Below are 18,682 nucleotides of genomic sequence, written 5' to 3' on the forward strand. Positions count from 1 at the left end.
GGAAGTTCGCTGCCGATCTTCGCGACCCGCTTATGCTGATTTTGATGCCAGTTGAGCGTTCTCAACCGCCAGTGTGACAGTTAGATGAAATCAGGGACACAAGTGGCAGACCGCCCTATTCAGCTGCCGTACGGGCGATAAGGCTTGCCTGCTATGCGGTCGAGCAACCGCTGCGCGTTGATGCGATGGGGACGACTTGGCGACGTGCGGACCCGATCTTCTAAAGCTGCAATCAGTTTTGGGGTCGCGGCCGTGCGTGCAACGTTGGCCAGCGCCCGAAACTCCTCGCCGACACCTGAATCCAACATCCGCAAAATGCCAAGGTCTATCGCCTCGTGAAGCTCGGACTGCTCCGCCGCCGATATCTCTCCGCAACACAGCCGTCGTCGCAAAGCTCGGAGCGCATTGATCCGAATTCTGCCCGATTGATGCCAGCGATCTGTGCTTGTTACGACATCAATGGCCAATGCGCGCCAAAACGGATCTCCCTTGACGATGAGTTCCTGGATCTCAGGCTCGCGGAGCTTGCGTGGACTGGCCGGCCAACGTGGCTGGTCTGCGATTTGTTTGCTCATCGGCTTGAGCCGTAGTTGTTGCGTTGGGTGCGTTAACCAGCCACCCTAGGTGCTTTCAGTTCCCGTGTCTTGTCTGGTGTCTTGGGGTCGCACCGGCCTCGCGGTGGCACGTAGAATCAGGAATTTCGGCCAGCCAACGGGTCTTATGGCTCTGCCCATGACCTTGACATGCAATATTTCTTACCGGAAATATTGGGGCTCGCCATGTTGCTGGATCTGAGTATCTGGATCTGAGCATGTCGTTCTTCGGCAATCAGAGCGGTAGGTGCACCATATCTCCAAACGATTTGATTGCTATTGAGCTCAGTCTGAGGGTCGCCATCGTCGCGACGCTTGCCTCATTGCCCTTCGCGATAGCGTTTGCCTATCTGCTCGCCCGTTATAACTTTCCAGGCAAGACATTGCTTGATGCCATCTTGCACCTTCCACTTGTGCTTCCCCCTGTCGTGACGGGCTATATGCTGCTGCTGACGTTCGGGCGGAAGGGCCCGGTGGGCGCCTGGCTCTATGATAACCTTGGCATTGTACTGTCCTTCCGGTGGACAGGCGCGGCGCTGGCGGCTGCCATCATGGGCTTTCCGCTGATGCTGCGAGCCATCCGGCTTTCGTTCGAGAGCATCGACCGGCGGCTGGAGGATGCGGCGGGATCGCTCGGCGCCAACGGCTGGTGGACGTTTGTCCTGATCACGTTGCCTCTGGCGGTGCCGGGCGTTCTGGCGGGTACGGTTCTTGGCTTCGCCAAGGCGCTAGGCGAGTTCGGCGCGACCATCACCTTCGTTTCCAACATCCCAGGCGAGACGCAAACGATCGCATCGGCAATTTATACCTACACGCAAATTCCCGGCTCCGAGAGTGAAGCTTTGCGTCTGATGGGAGTGTCGGTTGCCATCGCGCTTGCAGCCATGGTGCTATCGGAAGTTCTAAACCGCCAGATGCAGCGGCGGATCTCGGTCTTCGAGCGGTGAGGTGCGGCCGTCCATGATCGACTTCGACGCACGACTGCGCCGGAATGGCTTTGCGCTTGATGCCAAGTTTGCTTCCAACGCCAACCTGTTGGCGCTGTTCGGTCCTTCAGGTTCAGGTAAGACGACAGTCTTGCATCTGATTGCGGGTATCGTGCGGCCCGACGAAGGCCGCATCGCAATCAATGAGCGTGTGGTCGTCGATAGCGCCAATGGGATCTTCGTTCCCAAGCATCGCAGACGCATTGGTCTGGTATTTCAAGACGCGCAGCTCTTCCCCCATATGAGTGTGGAGCAAAATCTCCGGTTCGGCCGGCGCTTTGCGCAAGGAGAAGGTCGGGCCGTTCCTTTCGAGGCGGTTGTCGAAACGCTCCAGATTGCCCCTTTGCTATCGCGTCGCGCGCCGGCGCTTTCGGGCGGTGAAAAGCAGCGCGTTGCACTGGGACGCGCGCTCCTTGCTGGTAGCGAGATCCTCCTGCTCGACGAGCCACTTGCCAGTTTGGACGACGCGCGCAAGCGCGAAATTCTGGAACTGATCGGGAGGGTGCGTGACGAGTTCAAAATACCCATCGTTTATGTGACGCATTCGGCAGCCGAGGTACGTCAATTGGCTGGCGAGGTTGTCTTGATGGAGAAAGGGCGCGTCATAGCCCATGGGACGCCTGAGGACGTTCTTCCAACGTGAGTGGACCTTCAGGCGTCAATTAAGAGATCAGGTGCGAAAATCCTTGCGCGCGCCAAGTCGCTTCTCCATTGCCGCGAGAGGTTTGGCGAAAGTCTTTAGGGCTTGCGCTTCCATGGCGCGGTAGTCACGCACCAGCTTCTCGCCGAAAGGCGTGAGGTGGGCCGAGCCGCCACCCTTGCCGCCGTGCTGTCGCGCCACCACCGGCTCGCGGAACGTACTGTTGATGCTTTCTGCCAAATACCAAGCGCGTTTGTACGACATACCCATCGCTTTGGCCGCGCGTGCAATGGAACCGTACTCGCCGATCAATTCCAGCAGCTCGATGCGGCCATGGCCGATGTAGCGGTCTTCGTCGAAGTCGATGCGTAGTATGACGCGTGTCATCCCTTAAGAACTCCGGTCGCTCAAATGGGCTTTGTGGCAACGGCGAGGTAGTTGACGTCGGTGTCTGCAGCGCGGGTCCAGACGTCGCGCAACGGATTATACGTCATACCTTCAAAACGTGTCTCGCGCAGCCCTGCGGCGGTACAATGTGAGCCCAACTCCTCGGGTGTTACGAAGCGTTCCCACTGGTGAGTGCCACGTGGCAGCCAGCGCAGTACGTATTCCGCACCCACGATGGCAAGCGCCCAGGCTTTCATGGTGCGATTGATTGTCGATAGGAAAATAATGCCGCCCGGCCTAACAACCTTGGCGCATTCGGCGATGAAGACCGCGACATCCGGCACGTGCTCCACGACTTCCAGGCATGTCACGAGGTCGTATGTTTCGCCTTTGGCGACGAGATCCTCCACGCGGACCGCGCGATAGTCGATCGCCAGCCCCTGCGGCTCGGCATGGCCCTTGGCGATTGCGATGTTGCGCTCTGATGGATCAATAGCGGTAACGGACGCTCCCATGCGGGCGAGTGGTTCGGCGATGAGGCCGCCGCCGCAGCCGATATCGAGCGCGCGAAGTCCGGCCAGCGGCTTGAGGCTGCGCGCATCGCGCGAGAAATGCGCCACGGCGTGGTCCCGGATGAAGGAGAGCCGGGGTGGGCCGATCTGATGCAGCGGGCGGAATTTCCCCGCAGGATCCCACCACTCCGCTGCCAGCCGGGAAAAGCGCGCCACTTCTTCGGCGTCGAGCGTCCGGTCGCCCCTGAGCGCCTCGTCAGGTACGTGCTGCGTGTCATAGTCGGGGTGGGCCATCGAGGAATCCTTCCGGAGGCGTGACCAGGGCCGTCGGCAGGCCCAAGTGGAGAGCTAGTGCGGACCTATGGAGATGGAATGTCAAGCGGTGTGGCTCAAGGCCCATTTGACTTGTTGCGGCGGGGGCCGCTAGCCGTTAAGAAACGCTCGTCTCATATGATTTTGTGGGCTTTGCGTTCACCTTAAGACCAAGGTGCGGGTACGGTCGCGCTTTTTCGCGTACCACCTGCAAGACGCTGGTGGCAGAAATGTAAGGTCCAGGGAAGCGACAGGTAGCATGGCTGTTGTAGTGATGAAATTCGGCGGCACCTCGGTCGCCAACATCGAGCGCATCCGCAACGTGGCCAAACACGTCAAGCGCGAGGTGGACGCCGGCAACAAGGTGGCCGTCGTCGTCTCTGCCATGTCTGGTGCGACCAACCAATTGGTTGCCTGGGTCAAGGAAGCCTCGCCCAACAAGATTTACGATCCGGTCGAATACGACGCCGTCGTTGCGACCGGCGAGCAAGTAACCGCGGGCTTGCTGGCCCTGACGCTGCAGGACATGGGCTACACGGCGCGCTCGTGGACCGGCTGGCAAATTCCGGTCAAGACAAGCTCGGCTCATGGCGCCGCGCGCATCATGGACATCCCCGGCGATGAGATCAGAAAGCGGATCGATGCAGGTGAGATTGCGGTCGTTACCGGCTTCCAAGGCGTCGAGCCGGAGACCAACCGGGTTTCGACGCTGGGCCGGGGCGGTTCGGATACGAGTGCGGTGGCAATGGCGGTGGCGCTGAAAGCCGACGTCTGCGACATTTATACGGACGTTGACGGCGTCTATACAACGGATCCCCGCATTGTTCCCAAGGCACGCCGCTTGCCGAAAATCTCCTACGAGGAGATGCTGGAGATGGCATCGCTCGGCTCCAAGGTGCTGCAGACACGCTCGGTGGAGCTTGCCATGGTGTACCGTGTGAGAACGCGCGTGCTCTCAAGCTTCGTGGAGCCCGAGGCGATGCGGGCTGTCGATATGAAGAATCTCGAGGACATCGGGACAATCGTTTGTGACGAGGATGAGATCGTGGAACAGCAGGTTGTGAGCGGCATTGCCTACGCCAAGGACGAGGCGAAGGTCACGGTTCTCAAGGTCGACGACAAGCCTGGGATTGCGGCGCGGATTTTCGGACCCCTCGCGGAGGCCAACATCAACGTCGACATGATCGTCCAGAATGTGACGCCCGACGGCAAGCAGACCGACATGACGTTTACTATCCAGGCTGCCGAGCTTCCACGTGCTCTTGAAGTGCTCAAAAAGGCAAAGGCCGACATTGGGGAGTTTGAGGTCAAGAGCTCCGATGATGTCGTCAAGATCTCGGTCATCGGGATCGGTATGCGCAGTCATGCTGGCGTCGCCTCACAAATGTTCAAGGCGCTGTCGGATAAAGGCATCAATATTCACGCAATCTCGACTTCCGAGATTAAGATCAGCGTATTGATAGATGCAGCCTATGCAGAGCTTGCCGTGCGCACTCTGCATTCGACGTATGGTTTGGACAGCGACTAAAGGCGAGGCGGGCTGCGAAGTAGCCCCGCCTGGCCGCTGTCTTTGGTGGACAAGACCCGCGTGTTTTCACGTGGAAAAGAGCGGCGAACGCAATGGTGACGCGGCGCGAAGATCCCAGACCACTTCCCAGCGAGACATCGCTGCGCGCCATCATGCGTGGACTGCGCGAGATCATGGCTGCCGACGAACCCGGCCAGGCCAAGCTCGACCGTATCGTGCGCCAGATTGCGGGCGTGATGGTTGCGGACGTCTGCTCGATCTACCTTAAGCGCCAGGACGGTTCTCTGGAGTTGTTCGCCACCGAGGGGCTGAACCCGGCGGCAGTGCATCGCACGCGGCTGAAGCGCGGCGAAGGTTTGGCCGGACGCTGCGCGGAGCTGGGCGTCACGGTCAACGAACCCGAAGCCTCAAGCCATCCAGCGTTCTCTTACCGGCCCGAAACGCACGAGGAGATCTATCACGCTTTGCTCGCTGTGCCGATCGAGCGGTCCGGCCAGGTTCTCGGCGTGCTCGTTGTCCAAAACCGCAAGACCAAGGAATACTCTGACGAAGACGTCGAGGTGATGCAGTCCACCGCGATGGTGGTGGCCGAGAACCTGATGTCTGGAACGGTGGCCGGGACGGGTGCGGCCATTGAGTTTTCACGCTCGCAGCCGATGGTGATCGAAGGTGAAGCGCTGTCCGACGGAATTGCTTTGGGGCATGTTGTGCTGCACGAGCCGCGCATCGTTGTCACCCAGCTCATGTCGGACAATCCTTCCGTTGAAATCGAGAGGCTGAATAGCGCCCTCGATAAGCTGGTCGCGCACATTGACGATATGTTCGAGCATGAGCATCTGGCTTTTGCCGGAGAGCATCGCGAGGTGCTCGAAGCTTACCGGATGTTTGCGCACGACAAGAGCTGGCACCGCCGGCTCCGGGAGGCGGTGGAAGGCGGCTTGACGGCGGAAGCAGCGGTCGAGCGCGTGCAAAACGCCATGCGGACCCGTATGCTTCGTCAGCATGATCCATACTGGCGCGAGCGCCAGCGCGATCTTGACGATCTCTCAGACCGGCTGATGCGCGTGCTGGCCGGGCGCATCACCAGTGCTGACGAGCCTTCCAGCCTTCCCGGCGATACCATTCTGGTCGCTCGCAATATGGGACCGGCAGAGTTGCTCGACTACGACCGCACTCGCTTACGCGGCCTCATCGTCGAGGACGGCTCGTCGCAAAGTCACGTTGCGGTCGTTGCCAAAGCACTCGGGATTGCAGCGGTCGGTCAGGCGGCCGGGGTCGTCGAGCGGGTCAATGCTGGCGATGCCGCCATCGTCGATGCGGTCTCGGGCGAGGTTCATTTGCGGCCGACTGGCGAAGTCATCGCGGCCTACTCCGACAAGGTTCGCTTCCGGGCCCGCAAACAGAAGCGGTACATGGCGTTGCGCGACCGGCCCGCCGTCACCAAGGATGGCGTGCGGATCTCGCTCAACATGAATGCCGGTCTGCTGGTCGATATGCCCCATCTGCGCGAGTGCGGAGCCGACGGTATTGGCCTATACCGCACCGAGCTGCAATTCATGTTATCGGATGCGTTTCCGCGGCTGGACCGCCAGACGCAACTTTACAAGTCAGTGTTGCGCGAGGCCGAGGGCAAGCCCGTTGTGTTTCGCACCCTCGACATTGGCGGCGATAAAGTTCTCCATTATCTGCGCCAGCCCAAGGAAGAAAATCCGGCCATGGGATGGCGGGCGATCCGTATGGCGATCGACCGGCCCGAACTGTTCCGCGTTCAAGTGCGTGCGATGATGAAGGCGGCTGCCGGACAAGAACTCCGTCTCATGATTCCCATGGTGACGGCGGCGGCTGAAATGCCGCCCATTCGCGCTCTGATCGAAAAGGAGGTCGAATTCCTCCGCAAGCATGGATATAGCCCACCCAGCAGTTTGTTGGTTGGCGCGATGCTGGAAGTTCCATCCTTGCTCTATGAGCTTGATGAGTTTCTTCCGCAGGTTGATTTCATCTCGGTTGGTTCTAACGACCTTTTGCAGTTCCTGTTTGCCGCCGACCGCACAAACGCTCGGGTTGCGAGCCGGTTCGACTCGCTCGCGGCTGCGCCTTTGCGGGCTCTACGCACCCTCGTCAAGGCAGCCAAGAAGCATCGCGTTCCGGTTACCGTGTGCGGCGAGATGGCGGGACGGCCGGTTGAGGCCCTGGCTCTCATCGGGCTCGGCATCCGTTCGCTCTCGATGGCGCCCGCCTCTGTTGGCCCGGTCAAAGCGACCATCCTGTCGATGGATGTCGGAAAGGTCACAGACAAGATCGAAAATCTGTTGAAAAACGGATCCGACGACTTGCGCGCGGAGTTGGTGAAATACGCCGAATCGCTGGGCATTGAAGTGGAAAATTGATGCTCGCGCGCACCGTTGCCGCAGCCGTGCTCGCCCTTTGACATCGCAACGGATTTGCCCAAGATTGAATTCATCAGGGTGTCCGCCTCAGGGGGCTGGGGCGGAGCGTATTTCGGGGTTTTAAATCGGTTGAGTACTCATCGCGACATCGCGAGGAGCCGTAGTGGTAGCGTTGTGTCCGTCGGCGGCGGCAGACCTTTGCCTCATACGGCTCGTCAGACGGCTGGTCAGTACGCAGCAGGCGTGCGCGCCGAGGGTGAGGCAACTGCTCAGATCCGCGCCGATGTCGCCCGATTCTTTCGCGATCTTCGCTCCACGATCGGTGTCGATCAGATCCAAGCGGCAACCGCCTTAAGGACATCGTTGGCTGCGATCTCTGCGCTTGAGCAAGCGGACGCGGCGCGTCTTCCCGCGTGGCCGGAGGTGGAACGCATCGTGATGGCGTATGCCGCGTGGGCAGGCATCGACGCGCGTCCGGTCCTCACCGCTCTTGGAATTCTGGTGCGGGACGCTCACCAGCGCCAGCAGACCGCGCGCCAGGCGGAGGCTGCACGCCCGGCGGTTAACGCGTCGGCGGAACATCTACGCCACATGCGCAACGCCATTGCCGAGACCGCCATGCGGCTGCCCATCGAGGCTTTGAATCAGGCTCGTGAGCGTCCGGTTCGCACGTTTTACGCACTGTCGCTGCCGCTAGGGCTTGCGCTGTTGATGCTCAACACCAACATGCTGTCCGGGACGCTTTCCCATGTTCGCGGGCCCTTCACCAGCGCAGCGCACTACCTCCACGACGTTATGGCGGTACATTTTGCTCCCGAGCGTGAGGGGTTAAGGTGGATTGAGGTCACCGACCCGCGTGCGCGCCGGTCAGATCGCCTTCACCAGCCCGAGCGATAGCGCATCACGGGGCTGGCCTGCCGTCCAAAACGGTGGCATTGCATGGCGCGGCGCCCGTACTTTTCCTGGCGCGAGCCTCTGGGCTCTTCTTCAACCACACCCTGGCCGATCAAAGCCTGCGGCTCAGCAATCAGATCTACCATGTCCACCTCGACGCTTCCCACCGAAAAACTTGAACGTCTGATTGAGCGTTGGATGGTTATCCAAGAGGAGCTCAACAGCGGCGTTTCGCAGGCGGCCTACGCTAAGCTCAACAAGGAATTCTCCGACCTGTCGCCCGTCGTCACCAAGATCCAAGCGCTGCGCAAGGTGGAGGATGAACTTGCGGGCATCAATCAGATGATCGCCGATCCGGCTGCCGACAAGGATATGGTCGAGATGGCCTATGCGGAGCGCGCCGAGCTTGAGCCGCGCATCGAACAGCTCGTCAAGGATCTGCGCATTGCGCTGCTGCCCAAAGATGCTGCGGACGAGAGGAGCGCGATCCTCGAAGTGCGCGCGGGCACGGGTGGTGACGAGGCGGCGCTGTTCGCGGCCGACCTCGCGCGCATGTACACCCGCTACGCGGAGTTGAGGGGTTGGAAGACAGAGATCATTTCCGCTTCCGAGAATGACCTTGGTGGGTACAAGGAACTCGTGATGTCCGTGTCTGGTCAGGGCGTGTTCGCGCGGCTCAAGTTTGAAAGCGGCGTGCATCGTGTGCAGCGCGTACCTGCGACGGAAGCGAGTGGTCGCATTCACACCTCAGCGGCCACGGTGGCGGTGCTTCCCGAAGCCGAAGATGTCGAACTCGATATCAAGCCCGAAGACATCCGCATCGATACCATGCGCGCAGGCGGTGCTGGTGGACAGCATGTCAACAAGACGGAATCGGCGGTCCGTATTACCCATTTGCCGACGGGGATCATCGTTGTTTCCGCCGAGAAGTCGCAGCATCAAAACCGGCGTCTGGCCATGCAGGTGCTCAAGGCGCGCGTCTATGAGCTGGAACGAGATAAGGCGGCAAATGAGCGCTCGCAACACCGCAAAGAGCAGATTGGTTCTGGCGATCGCTCGCAGCGAATCCGCACCTATAATTTCCCGCAAGGGCGCGTTACCGATCATCGCATCAACCTGACACTCTACAATCTCGACGAAGTGCTGCAAGGCAATGCGCTCGACGAACTTATCGACGCGTTGATCACAGACCATCAGGCAAGTCAGCTTGCCGAATTGGGTGCGGAATGAGCCGGGTCGCACCACCAGATTCGTCATCGGCGGTGGATCTCCATCTGGGCCCGACGGTTGAAACCGCGTATCGCGCCATGGCGAAAGTATTCACCCGCGCAGGTTTCGAGACACCCGAGACCGATGCGCGTTTTTTGCTTCAGGGCATCCTGCAACGTTCGCCTTCAGACATCGTGCTCTCGCGCGATATTGCGTTGAGCAAAGAGGACATTGATCGCCTGGAAGCTGGCACGCGCCGGCGGCTCGATCACGAGCCGGTCTCGCGCATCCTGGGCGAACGCAGCTTCTATGGCCGCGATTTCATCGTCACTCCCGACGTTCTCGATCCTCGCCCGGACACGGAAACCGTTGTTGATGAAGTCCTCAAACTGGCGAAGGCCATCGGGGGCGCGCAAAACCAGCTTCGCATCGTCGATGTCGGTGTGGGCTCGGGAGCAATTCTTCTGACCTTGATGGCGGAACTTCCCGAGGCTCGGGGGGTTGGAACCGACATCAGTCCGCGGGCACTTGCCGTTGCGCGGCGCAACGCTGAGAGGCTTGGTGTGCTGGACCGCATAGAACTTGTGGAAACAAACATGCTGTGGGGGGTGACGGGCCCGGTTCACATCGTCGTCTCAAATCCGCCCTACATACCTTCTGGAGACATCGCGGGTCTAAGCCGAGACGTTCGCGAACATGACCCACAGGAAGCCCTTGACGGCGGCCCCGACGGGCTGAAATTTTACCGTAAATTATCAAGCCATATCAGTAAGATGAGTGGAAATATTGCGGTCTGTGTCGAAGTGGGTGCCAGGCAGGCGGCCGATGTAAGATTGCTTCTGCTAGGAGCACTGCAGGGTACCGGCACTATAGAAAGTTGGTTTTCGAAGGATTTGGGCGGGCATATCCGATGTGTCACGGTGGAGCGACATTCTTAGTCAAAAGCGTGAAAATGGTTGGATGGACGCACGATAAGCGCTAATGTCCCTGACTAGGCGGTCTAGTTCGGGATGAACGATAGAGGCTCACTCGGCTTTCGGGTGCTTCGCGAGAGTTCCGAAGCTGCACGTTTCCGGCAGAGATATCATCGCGTGCTGAAGTACCCGCGTTGACGGCGGCGAAGGCCACGGTTGAGGCCTTGCAATTTTAGCCGGATACGAGCGCGAAACGCCTTGCTTCCAAGAGGACGGACGCGACGCCGATGGCGAGCGACCAAGGAAAGCAGTTTAGCACACGACCTGGGCAGCGGCCGTCAGCGCACATCACAGCGCCGCAGCTTGAGGGGAAAGATTTGGGCCGGTAACGGCATTGGCGACGTCTGGGGACATCAGGCCGGGGCGCATGCGCATTTGAGAATTTTGCCGGAATGGGGCTGTGCCCGCTTTTGCGCGAAGGCGCGCGAAAAGTGCCGGATCTGACGATCGAAGGCTGTTTCTTGCAGCACGGTCGAAACAGACGCAGGCAACAGGCGCCAGGACGGTGGATCAAAGGTCACGAAACGTCTCGCAGTCGTGGGACACGTCAACTGTAGGAACGGTAAGAACGGGAGCCAATGAGGCAAGGACAGCAAAACCGCCGTGGTCGCGGTCGCAATCGCAAGTCGCAGAATCCGATGACCCGGAGCTTCGAGAGCACGGGGCCTGACGTGAAACTTCGCGGCACCCCTTCTCACATCGCGGAAAAGTACATGTCGCTGGCGCGTGACGCTCTCTCGTCCGGCGATCCCGTGCTTGCCGAGAACTACATGCAGCACGCGGAACACTACAACCGCATCATCATGAGCTTCCGCGAGCAGCAGATGAGCCAGGGCGGCGGCGATCCGTTCGCTAATGGCCTGAGCGTGGCGCGCGGTCCGGGTGTGCCTGGTGATCCGCTGGACTCGGCCGGCGATGAGTTCGGCGATGACGAGGGCGATGATTTCGGCGAAGGCCGACCGAGCCAAGTCGAAGGCGGTCAAATGGCGCAGCCGCAGGGTCAGCCTTCCGGCCAGCCGCGTAATTTCGATCAGCCGGGGCAGCGTTACGATAATCGCGACAATCGTCAGCAGCATCATCGCCGCGACCGGAACGACCAACAGAACCGCCACCATCGGCATGATCGCGGCGAGAATCGCTTCGATCGGGGCGATCGTATGGATCGTCAGGACAGAGGAGACCGCGGCGAGCGCAACGACTTCCGTGCGGATCGTCAGGACCGAAGCGGCGAGCCGCGCCAGATGCGCGACGATCGCCAGCCCCAACCTATCGTTTCGGATGCCGTTGAACCGGCGCCTATGCCGGCGCCTATGCCGGCGCGTCGCCGCGAACGGTTCCAGCCGGGCAACAGCAATGGAAATGGCGAGGCTCTGCAGCCCGCTGCCGCGGCCGCCGATCATCAGCCCGAGTTCCTGCGCCGCCCGGTGCGTCGGCCACGTGCTGAGCCGGTCGAAGAGGCGGCGCCGCCGCGGCAGGCCGCCAACGAGGATCAGGAATAATCCTGAGGCTGAGTTTTTGAAGATCGTGAAGCTTCTGATTGGGAGCTTCCAAAAGGGCCCGGGGGTGACCTCGGGCCCCTTTGATTTTGTCCGAGCTGCAACTTGCCGAAATCCAGGGCGTTTTTGTCTCGCGCAGAGGGGCGTTGGGCCCCTTTTTGAACCCGCGTTCGGCACTATATCTTGAGGTGCGGAAGGTGCAGAGCGCCCGTAGGCGGGGCTTCGTGCCTTACCGCGTTGGAATTAGCAGCATCCTGAATACGGCGCCTCATGCCGTGCCAAACCGGGCGCAAGAGGCGTGCATGAGGAGGGAAGTACATGAATTTTGAGCGCTATACCGATCGCGCCAAGGGCTTTGTCCAGTCGGGCCAATCACTTGCACTGCGCGAGAACCACCAGCACTTCACACCCGAGCATCTCCTGAAGGTTTTGCTCGATGACCCCGAAGGCCTTGCCAGCGGGCTCATTACGCGTGCGGGCGGCGATCCTAAAGCGGCACTTGCTGCAACCGAAGCCTCACTCGCCAAGCGACCCAAAGTCTCAGGCGGCAGCGGGCAGGTTTATGTTTCGCCGGAAGCGGCTCGCGTTTTTGACGCGGCCGAAAAGGCCGCAGATAAGGCGTCCGACAAGTTCGTGACGGCCGAGCGGCTGCTTTTGGCACTTGCACTCGAAAGTGGCACCGACGCAGGCAAGGCGCTGCGCGAAGCGGGTGCTACGCCTGAAAAGATCAACCAGGCCATCAACGAAATCCGCAAGGGCCGTACTGCCGACAGTGCATCCGCTGAGCAGGCCTATGACGCCTTGAAGCGTTATGCGCGCGATCTGACGGAAGCGGCTGCCGCTGGCAAGCTTGACCCTGTGATCGGCCGCGACGAGGAAATTCGCCGCACCATTCAGGTGCTGTCGCGGCGTACCAAGAACAATCCCGTGCTCATTGGCGAGCCTGGCGTCGGCAAGACGGCAATTGCTGAAGGTTTGGCCCTGCGTATCGTCAAAGGCGACGTGCCTGAGAGCCTGAAGGACAAGAAGCTGCTTGCGCTCGACATGGGTGCGCTCATCGCGGGCGCCAAGTACCGTGGCGAGTTCGAGGAGCGGCTGAAGTCCGTCCTTTCGGAGGTTCAGGCCGAGCAGGGTGGCATCATCCTGTTCATCGACGAGCTTCACACAATCGTCGGGGCTGGAAAGTCCGAAGGTGCGATGGACGCGGGTAACCTTTTGAAGCCGGCGCTTGCCCGAGGCGAGTTGCACTGCGTCGGCGCGACCACGCTGGACGAGTACCGCAAGCATATTGAGAAGGATGCTGCGCTCGCGCGCCGCTTCCAGCCCGTTTTCGTCAGCGAGCCCACGGTGGAAGATACCGTCTCGATCCTTCGCGGCTTGAAGGAGAAGTATGAACTTCATCACGGCGTGCGCATCACCGATAGCGCGCTCGTGGCCGCTGCGACGCTCTCCAACCGCTACATCACCGACCGCTTCCTGCCCGACAAGGCGATTGACCTTGTCGACGAAGCTGCATCGCGTCTGCGCATGCAGGTAGACAGCAAGCCGGAAGAGTTAGACGCAATCGACCGCGATCTCATGCAGATGATGATCGAGCGCGAGGCGTTGAAGAAGGAGACGGATGTCGCCTCTAAGGATCGTCTTGCGCGGCTGGAAAAGTCCATCGCCGATCTCGAAGAGCAGTCCAAGGCGTTGACCGCGCGTTGGCAGTCCGAAAAGGAGAAACTCGGCTCCGCTCAGAAGATCAAGGAGGAGTTGGACGCACGTCGTAACGAGCTTGAGCAGATGCAGCGCAAGGGCAACCTCGCGCGTGCTGGCGAACTTGCCTATGGCGTCATTCCGGATCTGGAAAAGAAGCTCGCTTCGCTCGAAAGCGCGGGCGGTCCTGGGTCGACGGCCATGGTTGAGGAGGCGGTGACGCCCGATCAGATCGCAGCGGTAGTGTCGCGCTGGACCGGCGTTCCCGTCGACAAGATGCTCGAAGGCGAGCGCGACAAGCTCTTGAAGATGGAAGAGGCGCTGGGCAAGCGCGTCATCGGCCAGAAAGAGGCCGTGGTCGCTGTTTCGACGGCGGTTCGACGCGCACGTGCCGGTCTTCAGGATCCCAACCGCCCGATTGGCTCGTTCATGTTCCTAGGTCCCACGGGTGTGGGCAAGACCGAGCTTACCAAGGCGCTTGCGGGCTTCCTGTTCGACGACGATACGGCGCTCATCCGTATCGATATGTCGGAGTACATGGAGAAGCATTCGGTGGCCCGCCTCATCGGCGCACCGCCTGGATACGTCGGTTATGAGGAGGGTGGCGCGTTGACGGAAGCCGTCCGCCGCCGGCCCTACCAGGTCGTGCTGTTCGATGAGATCGAGAAGGCGCACCCGGATGTCTTCAACGTTCTGCTCCAGGTTCTTGACGATGGACGCCTGACCGATGGCCAGGGCCGTACCGTCGATTTCAAGAACACGCTGATCATCTTGACGTCGAATATCGGCGCCGATCTTCTGGTCAACCAGAAGGAGGGCGAGGATACCGATCTGGTGCGCGATGAGGTTCTGGAAGAGGTGCGTGCGCGCTTCCGTCCGGAATTCTTGAACCGCTTGGACGAGATCATCCTGTTCCATCGTCTGCAGCGTTCGGACATGGGCAAGATTGTCGATATCCAGATGGGCCGCCTGGCAAAGTTGCTGACCGATCGCAAGATCACGGTGCACCTGGACGACAACGCCCGTGCTTGGCTCTCCAACCGTGGCTACGATCCCGCCTACGGTGCTCGTCCGCTCAAGCGCGTGATCCAGCGCTATGTGCAGGATCCGCTTGCCGAGCAGATCTTGGCGGGCGGTGTCAAGGATGGCGACAAGGTTCAGGTTTCGGTGCGCGATGGCGCGCTCACCATCAACGGTTGGCCGGTCAAAGCCGCCGCCTAACGCTGAGCTGTCAGACGAAGGAATAAAGAATAGGCCGGAGCCTGCATCGCAGCTCCGGCCTTCTTTTTTTGCTACGTCAATCTTTACCGATCTTACTTCGCAGTAGGCGCCGTGGGCTCGAATTCATAGATGCCCGCATCTGCCATTAGCGCGAGGAACAAGTGGCCGTCTTTGAGGACGTAAGAGCGCACATAGGGCAGATCCTTCAGGATTCGGTCGTGCATAGAGCCAGGTGGGCACATGGCGCGCGTGGTTGCCATTGGCCCGAACGTGAGCTGATTGGCGTCTTTCGACTCCCAGGTGCCGCGTCCGCGATTGCAATCGATGCGCGCGACAACGTTGCCGTCGCTCTCGAACTGAAGCGTGTATTTCGATCCGTCGTCGGGTTTGATTTTCGTGTCATCCCCTCCGGCAAATTCGACGAGCTGCCAGGATGTGCCCCCTAGTCCCTTGTCCGTGGCGGGCTCGTCGGCCCAAGCCGCGTCAGCCAGCGACAGGCCGATCGCGAGGGCCAGGATCAAGAACGTTTTGGGCATATGACGCACCTTTCGTGAACTGAGCCAACGCGCTTGATTTATCAGATCAAGGGTGGCGGGATTGGGACAGAGGGTTGCTTCGGCAGCAACTCCGCGCGACGACTGACATGCCAGGACCTGAGGGGGAATTATGAAATTCAAGTTTTACCAAGTGGCGGAGCTCATTGGCGTCTTCTTCCTGCTTGCATCGACCGCCGCTCAGATGTTTTACGTCGAGCCCTTGAAGCGCGAGATCGAATGGCGCCTTTCGGCATTCAACATGCAACAGAACGGGCAAGTGCAGCTGCAGGCCGTGTTCGCCAACCGGATCGCGATCTTGAAAGCGCTCAAGGCTGAACAGACGGAGATAGATGCGGCTCAAGCCGACCGGGCAAAGGCGATGGAGAAATATCAGACAGCGGACGCAAACATTGCCAACTATCTCCTGGACAAGGAGAACATCGAATCGATTCTTCAAATCGTTGTGCTGGCGCTGTTTGGTATTGGCTCTTTGCTGGCGGGTTTTGGCCGCGCGATGGAATTGATCGCATCGCGACGCATGGAGTGATACGCGAGCCCGCGTGCGATTCACCCTCTATGTGGCCCCCGCGAGATTCGTCAGAAATGCCAAGAAATTGCGGCTATTTGCTTGCGGTCATAACCGGCGAGCGCTTCATCAGGTCGTCGATGCGCGCGCGTTCCTTCTGGAAGTCGTTAAGATCTTTGCCATCGAGTTTGCGTTCACGCGGCACCTGAATTGACATGGGATCGACGAAGCGGGAGTTGACGAGAACTTCGAAATGCACATGCGGGCCTGAAGAAAGCCCGGTGGATCCGACGTATCCGATCACTTGGCCCTGGCGTACTTTCACGCCCTCTTTCACCCCTGCCGCCAACCGCATCATATGACCGTAAGCGGTGTGATAGCCGTTTGCGTGCCGGATGCGGATGTAGTTGCCGTAGTAGCCCTTGTGGCCCGCCTCCTCGATCGTGCCGTTGCCGGCGGCAATAATTGGTGTGCCAGCCGCCGTCGCCCAATCGACGCCCGTGTGCATCTTGCGGGTGTTCAAAAGGGGATGGAAACGCACGCCGAAGCCCGAGGTAAGGCGCACGTTGTCGCCGCGTACAGGCTTGCGCAACAGGAACTTTCGGGAGTTGTTTCCCGCGTCGTCATAGTAATCGACTTGCCCGTCGGAGGTCCGGAAGCGGTAGAAGCGCGTCACGGCACCACCGGAGTTGATGGCGGTGTAGAGAAGCTCGCCCGGCGGACCATCTGTCGACTGCTCATCCTTCATGTCGAAGAACATTTCGAACGTGTCGCCAGGGCGCACGCGGCGGCGGAAGTCCGTGTCGAAGGCATGGACACGCAGAACCTGCAAGATCGTTTCGGGATCGATATTTTGCACGAGAGCGGCGTGATAGAAGCTCGCGTAAAGCGAGGAAGCTTGCGCATTCTCATTGTCTGGCGAGGCAAGCTGCAGCTCTTTGCCGATGCTGGGCTGTGAGCTGGCGACGAACTCGCCGGCGGCTGATCGGCTGACCGTGACAAGGTGGTCGTGACCGTCAGAAAATACCGAAAAACTCGATGGTTCTTTCTTGTTGGCCTGAGTCAAGGAAGGCACGAGCGTGATGCGAACTTCCTGACCGGGAACCAACGCGCTTTCGGGGAACGTGGCGCGTGCGGCGTCGATCATAGCGCGCGCTTGCCAGTCATCGGCGCCGGCGCGCTCAAGGATTGCTTGCAAGGAATCGTCACGCCCCACTTTGACGACGCTCACCTCGCCAGATTCAAGATCGTTGTCGACGTCTTCGAAGGTCTCGGCGGTTTTTGCGATCGATGTCGTGTTCGGTAAATCTTGGGCCACGGCATGAGGCGATTGCGGCGCGGCTTGCGCTTCGATGTCTTCTGCGGTCGTCTCTGCTACGCCGTCCAGAGGTGTTCCGCTTGGATCGGCCGCAGCCTCAGCATCAGTGCTTGTCGTGGCGGTATCGGCAGAGCGTTCGACGAGATCTTGAACCTCTCGCGTATCGAGTTCTTGCCCATCTTCGCCTGGAAGAATGCCGCCTAACAGCTCGACAACCTTCACCGAAACATCAGAACGCGAAACGCCGCCATCCGACTCATCGTTACCATTGATGGGCTGATTGCTCGCGTAAAGCTTGAACGGATTGAACGGCGGGATGACATCGGCGTAGTCCGCCGGAACTGGCGCAAGCCGTGCAACGATACGCGCATACGGCTTCTGGCGCATGTATTCGCGGCCGTCGCGGCGCTGTTTGGAGGATTCATGGATGATATAGCGTGTCGAAAGCGCGCCGGTCGTGAGTTGAAGGCGATCGGATTTCGGCAACAGCCATTTCAGTCCATCCGCGTTCTTAAAGGCCGGAAAGACGGGGCCGCTACCGGTGCCATCGAGAATGTTCTTGAACTCCGGCAGAAGCCGGTCGTCCATTTCGCTTTTGTCTGAAGCTCCGTACACGACAACAAGAATGGCTATGGCGCCGACGGTTGCAGCCAAGCACGTCGAAAGCAGCCAGCGGAAGCGACCGCCCCGGCGCTGTTCGACGTGATCGATATCGTAAATATCGCGGAAAAAGGCGCTGGACCCGCCGCGGTAGACGTGGGGGAGTCCACGCATGGATGGGGTGTCGAAGGCGAGGGCGCCCGAGTGGGTGCGCTCCAATTTTCGCCGACGAAGTAGCACCCGAAACCCCTCCCCTGGGACCTGATTTAGGTCCTGATGTCAGCTCCGGGGCCACAAGCCAAAATCTCCGTCCGGGCCTGTCAGCCGGCGGAGTGCCCCCGAGGTTTGTAAGCCGTGCACTATGCGCCGTCGTCAATCACGACGCAGTCCCCTGAATACCATCGTTATTTCGATTAGCGAAATAACAATAGCATGCGCATTAGGCTGGGAAATCGGGGCGGAGAGATGGCAGCGACCTGACAACCTCACGGGAAATCGGGCCTAATCCGCAGTCGGCACCGACACCCTGAGTGGCCAGGCTTTGGCCGCGTGACCGCGTTGAGCGGCCCAATCTGAGGCCACCACGGCGGCTATGGATTAACCAAAATTGCCCGGTGGGCTCTGAAATCGCTCGCGTGGACCTGCGACAAACCGTACGGCGCCGAGAAAAGCGTCTCGAACGGGAGGCGGCAGCGTTAGGCCGCAATGGTTTAGACATCTGATTTTATTGAAAAAATCACAGCATCGCCAACAGGGCTAAGATTTTTTAAAACGGTAGTTGACACCAGCCCGGCGATGTTGTTTAAACGGTCCTCGTTGCGGGGCACACAGTGCTTCGCCGCCCTTCGGGGCATGAACCTCTCGA

16 protein-coding genes are annotated in these 18,682 nt (G+C 60.0%); 10 read left to right on the forward strand and 6 right to left on the reverse strand.

Translation table 11 applies throughout. From position 1 onward, the window contains the following. Window positions 1–119 precede the first annotated feature (119 nt). Window positions 120–575, reverse strand: coding sequence for a hypothetical protein (locus R3D51_05390; GenBank protein MEZ5898913.1), 456 nt, complete (start codon window positions 573–575; stop codon window positions 120–122). A 236-nt stretch (window positions 576–811) separates the two neighbouring features. Between R3D51_05390 and modB the strand changes: the two genes are divergently transcribed. Together modB and modC are read left to right on the forward strand one after the other, a co-directional pair. Further along, window positions 812–1,540, forward strand: coding sequence for a molybdate ABC transporter permease subunit (gene modB / locus R3D51_05395; protein ID MEZ5898914.1), 729 nt, complete (start codon window positions 812–814; stop codon window positions 1,538–1,540). A 13-nt stretch (window positions 1,541–1,553) separates the two neighbouring features. Next, window positions 1,554–2,222, forward strand: a complete 669-nt coding sequence (gene modC, locus R3D51_05400; GenBank protein MEZ5898915.1) for a molybdenum ABC transporter ATP-binding protein — start codon at window positions 1,554–1,556, stop codon at window positions 2,220–2,222. A gap of 27 nt (window positions 2,223–2,249) precedes the next feature. On the opposite strand, the gene R3D51_05405 is transcribed toward modC, so the two are convergent. Then, window positions 2,250–2,606: a winged helix-turn-helix domain-containing protein gene (locus R3D51_05405; GenBank protein MEZ5898916.1), complete on the reverse strand. Its 357-nt coding sequence runs from the start codon at window positions 2,604–2,606 to the stop codon at window positions 2,250–2,252. Between the two features lie 20 nt (window positions 2,607–2,626). Next, complete coding sequence (ubiG, locus tag R3D51_05410) at window positions 2,627–3,412, reverse strand: bifunctional 2-polyprenyl-6-hydroxyphenol methylase/3-demethylubiquinol 3-O-methyltransferase UbiG (protein ID MEZ5898917.1); 786 nt, start codon at window positions 3,410–3,412, stop codon at window positions 2,627–2,629. 277 nt (window positions 3,413–3,689) lie between these two features. Between ubiG and R3D51_05415 the strand changes: the two genes are divergently transcribed. The 3 genes from R3D51_05415 (at window position 3,690) to R3D51_05425 (ending at window position 8,242) form a co-directional block, all read left to right on the forward strand. After that, window positions 3,690–4,958 carry an aspartate kinase gene (locus R3D51_05415; protein ID MEZ5898918.1) on the forward strand — a complete coding sequence of 423 codons (1,269 nt, stop codon included), beginning with the start codon at window positions 3,690–3,692 and terminating at the stop codon, window positions 4,956–4,958. A 92-nt stretch (window positions 4,959–5,050) separates the two neighbouring features. Further along, a complete protein-coding gene (ptsP, locus tag R3D51_05420) occupies window positions 5,051–7,345 on the forward strand; it encodes a phosphoenolpyruvate--protein phosphotransferase (protein ID MEZ5898919.1) in 2,295 nt (764 codons plus the stop codon). 129 nt (window positions 7,346–7,474) lie between these two features. Further along, window positions 7,475–8,242: a hypothetical protein gene (locus R3D51_05425; GenBank protein ID MEZ5898920.1), complete on the forward strand. Its 768-nt coding sequence runs from the start codon at window positions 7,475–7,477 to the stop codon at window positions 8,240–8,242. Here R3D51_05425 and R3D51_05430 read toward each other — a convergent pair. Further along, window positions 8,224–8,385 (reverse strand): hypothetical protein, encoded by a 162-nt coding sequence (locus R3D51_05430; protein MEZ5898921.1) that lies wholly within the window; start codon window positions 8,383–8,385, stop codon window positions 8,224–8,226. The two genes, R3D51_05425 and R3D51_05430, sit on opposite strands and share 19 nt — an antisense overlap. On the opposite strand from R3D51_05430, the gene prfA reads away from it, so the two are divergent. The 4 genes from prfA to clpB all read left to right on the forward strand — a co-directional run bounded on the left by prfA (window position 8,384) and on the right by clpB (window position 14,837). Next, entirely contained in the window at window positions 8,384–9,469 is a 1,086-nt protein-coding gene (gene prfA / locus R3D51_05435; protein MEZ5898922.1) for a peptide chain release factor 1, read from the forward strand. The genes R3D51_05430 and prfA overlap by 2 nt on opposite strands. Beyond that, a complete protein-coding gene (gene prmC / locus R3D51_05440) occupies window positions 9,466–10,386 on the forward strand; it encodes a peptide chain release factor N(5)-glutamine methyltransferase (GenBank protein MEZ5898923.1) in 921 nt (306 codons plus the stop codon). Before prfA ends, prmC begins: the two co-directional genes overlap by 4 nt. A 614-nt stretch (window positions 10,387–11,000) precedes the next feature. After that, on the forward strand, window positions 11,001–11,921 hold the full coding sequence (locus R3D51_05445) for a DUF4167 domain-containing protein (GenBank protein ID MEZ5898924.1): 921 nt from the start codon (window positions 11,001–11,003) through the stop codon (window positions 11,919–11,921). A 315-nt stretch (window positions 11,922–12,236) separates the two neighbouring features. Next, window positions 12,237–14,837: an ATP-dependent chaperone ClpB gene (clpB, locus tag R3D51_05450; protein MEZ5898925.1), complete on the forward strand. Its 2,601-nt coding sequence runs from the start codon at window positions 12,237–12,239 to the stop codon at window positions 14,835–14,837. 92 nt (window positions 14,838–14,929) lie between these two features. Here the strand turns inward: clpB and R3D51_05455 are convergent, their stop codons facing one another. Then, window positions 14,930–15,373, reverse strand: a complete 444-nt coding sequence (locus tag R3D51_05455; protein MEZ5898926.1) for an META domain-containing protein — start codon at window positions 15,371–15,373, stop codon at window positions 14,930–14,932. A 130-nt stretch (window positions 15,374–15,503) separates the two neighbouring features. Here R3D51_05455 and R3D51_05460 point away from each other — a divergent pair, with 130 nt between their 5' ends. Next, complete coding sequence (locus R3D51_05460) at window positions 15,504–15,920, forward strand: hypothetical protein (GenBank protein MEZ5898927.1); 417 nt, start codon at window positions 15,504–15,506, stop codon at window positions 15,918–15,920. A gap of 73 nt (window positions 15,921–15,993) precedes the next feature. On the opposite strand, the gene R3D51_05465 is transcribed toward R3D51_05460, so the two are convergent. Beyond that, the gene (locus tag R3D51_05465; protein MEZ5898928.1) at window positions 15,994–17,991 is read right to left on the reverse strand and encodes a peptidoglycan DD-metalloendopeptidase family protein; all 1,998 of its coding nucleotides are present in this window, start codon (window positions 17,989–17,991) and stop codon (window positions 15,994–15,996) included. Between the last annotated feature and the right edge of the window lie 691 nt (window positions 17,992–18,682).

The organism is Hyphomicrobiaceae bacterium (assembly GCA_041397645.1).
GTDB lineage: Bacteria > Pseudomonadota > Alphaproteobacteria > Rhizobiales > Hyphomicrobiaceae > Hyphomicrobium_B.

Coding starts and splice junctions, on each gene's coding strand:
- R3D51_05390 (MEZ5898913.1), bottom strand. CDS start 575: ATGAGCAAACAAATCGCAGACCAGCCACGTTGGCCGGCCAGTCCACGC.
- modB (MEZ5898914.1), top strand. CDS start 812: ATGTCGTTCTTCGGCAATCAGAGCGGTAGGTGCACCATATCTCCAAAC.
- modC (MEZ5898915.1), top strand. CDS start 1,554: ATGATCGACTTCGACGCACGACTGCGCCGGAATGGCTTTGCGCTTGAT.
- R3D51_05405 (MEZ5898916.1), bottom strand. CDS start 2,606: ATGACACGCGTCATACTACGCATCGACTTCGACGAAGACCGCTACATC.
- ubiG (MEZ5898917.1), bottom strand. CDS start 3,412: ATGGCCCACCCCGACTATGACACGCAGCACGTACCTGACGAGGCGCTC.
- R3D51_05415 (MEZ5898918.1), top strand. CDS start 3,690: ATGGCTGTTGTAGTGATGAAATTCGGCGGCACCTCGGTCGCCAACATC.
- ptsP (MEZ5898919.1), top strand. CDS start 5,051: ATGGTGACGCGGCGCGAAGATCCCAGACCACTTCCCAGCGAGACATCG.
- prfA (MEZ5898922.1), top strand. CDS start 8,384: ATGTCCACCTCGACGCTTCCCACCGAAAAACTTGAACGTCTGATTGAG.
- R3D51_05430 (MEZ5898921.1), bottom strand. CDS start 8,385: ATGGTAGATCTGATTGCTGAGCCGCAGGCTTTGATCGGCCAGGGTGTG.
- prmC (MEZ5898923.1), top strand. CDS start 9,466: ATGAGCCGGGTCGCACCACCAGATTCGTCATCGGCGGTGGATCTCCAT.
- R3D51_05445 (MEZ5898924.1), top strand. CDS start 11,001: ATGAGGCAAGGACAGCAAAACCGCCGTGGTCGCGGTCGCAATCGCAAG.
- clpB (MEZ5898925.1), top strand. CDS start 12,237: ATGAATTTTGAGCGCTATACCGATCGCGCCAAGGGCTTTGTCCAGTCG.
- R3D51_05455 (MEZ5898926.1), bottom strand. CDS start 15,373: ATGCCCAAAACGTTCTTGATCCTGGCCCTCGCGATCGGCCTGTCGCTG.
- R3D51_05460 (MEZ5898927.1), top strand. CDS start 15,504: ATGAAATTCAAGTTTTACCAAGTGGCGGAGCTCATTGGCGTCTTCTTC.
- R3D51_05465 (MEZ5898928.1), bottom strand. CDS start 17,991: ATGCGTGGACTCCCCCACGTCTACCGCGGCGGGTCCAGCGCCTTTTTC.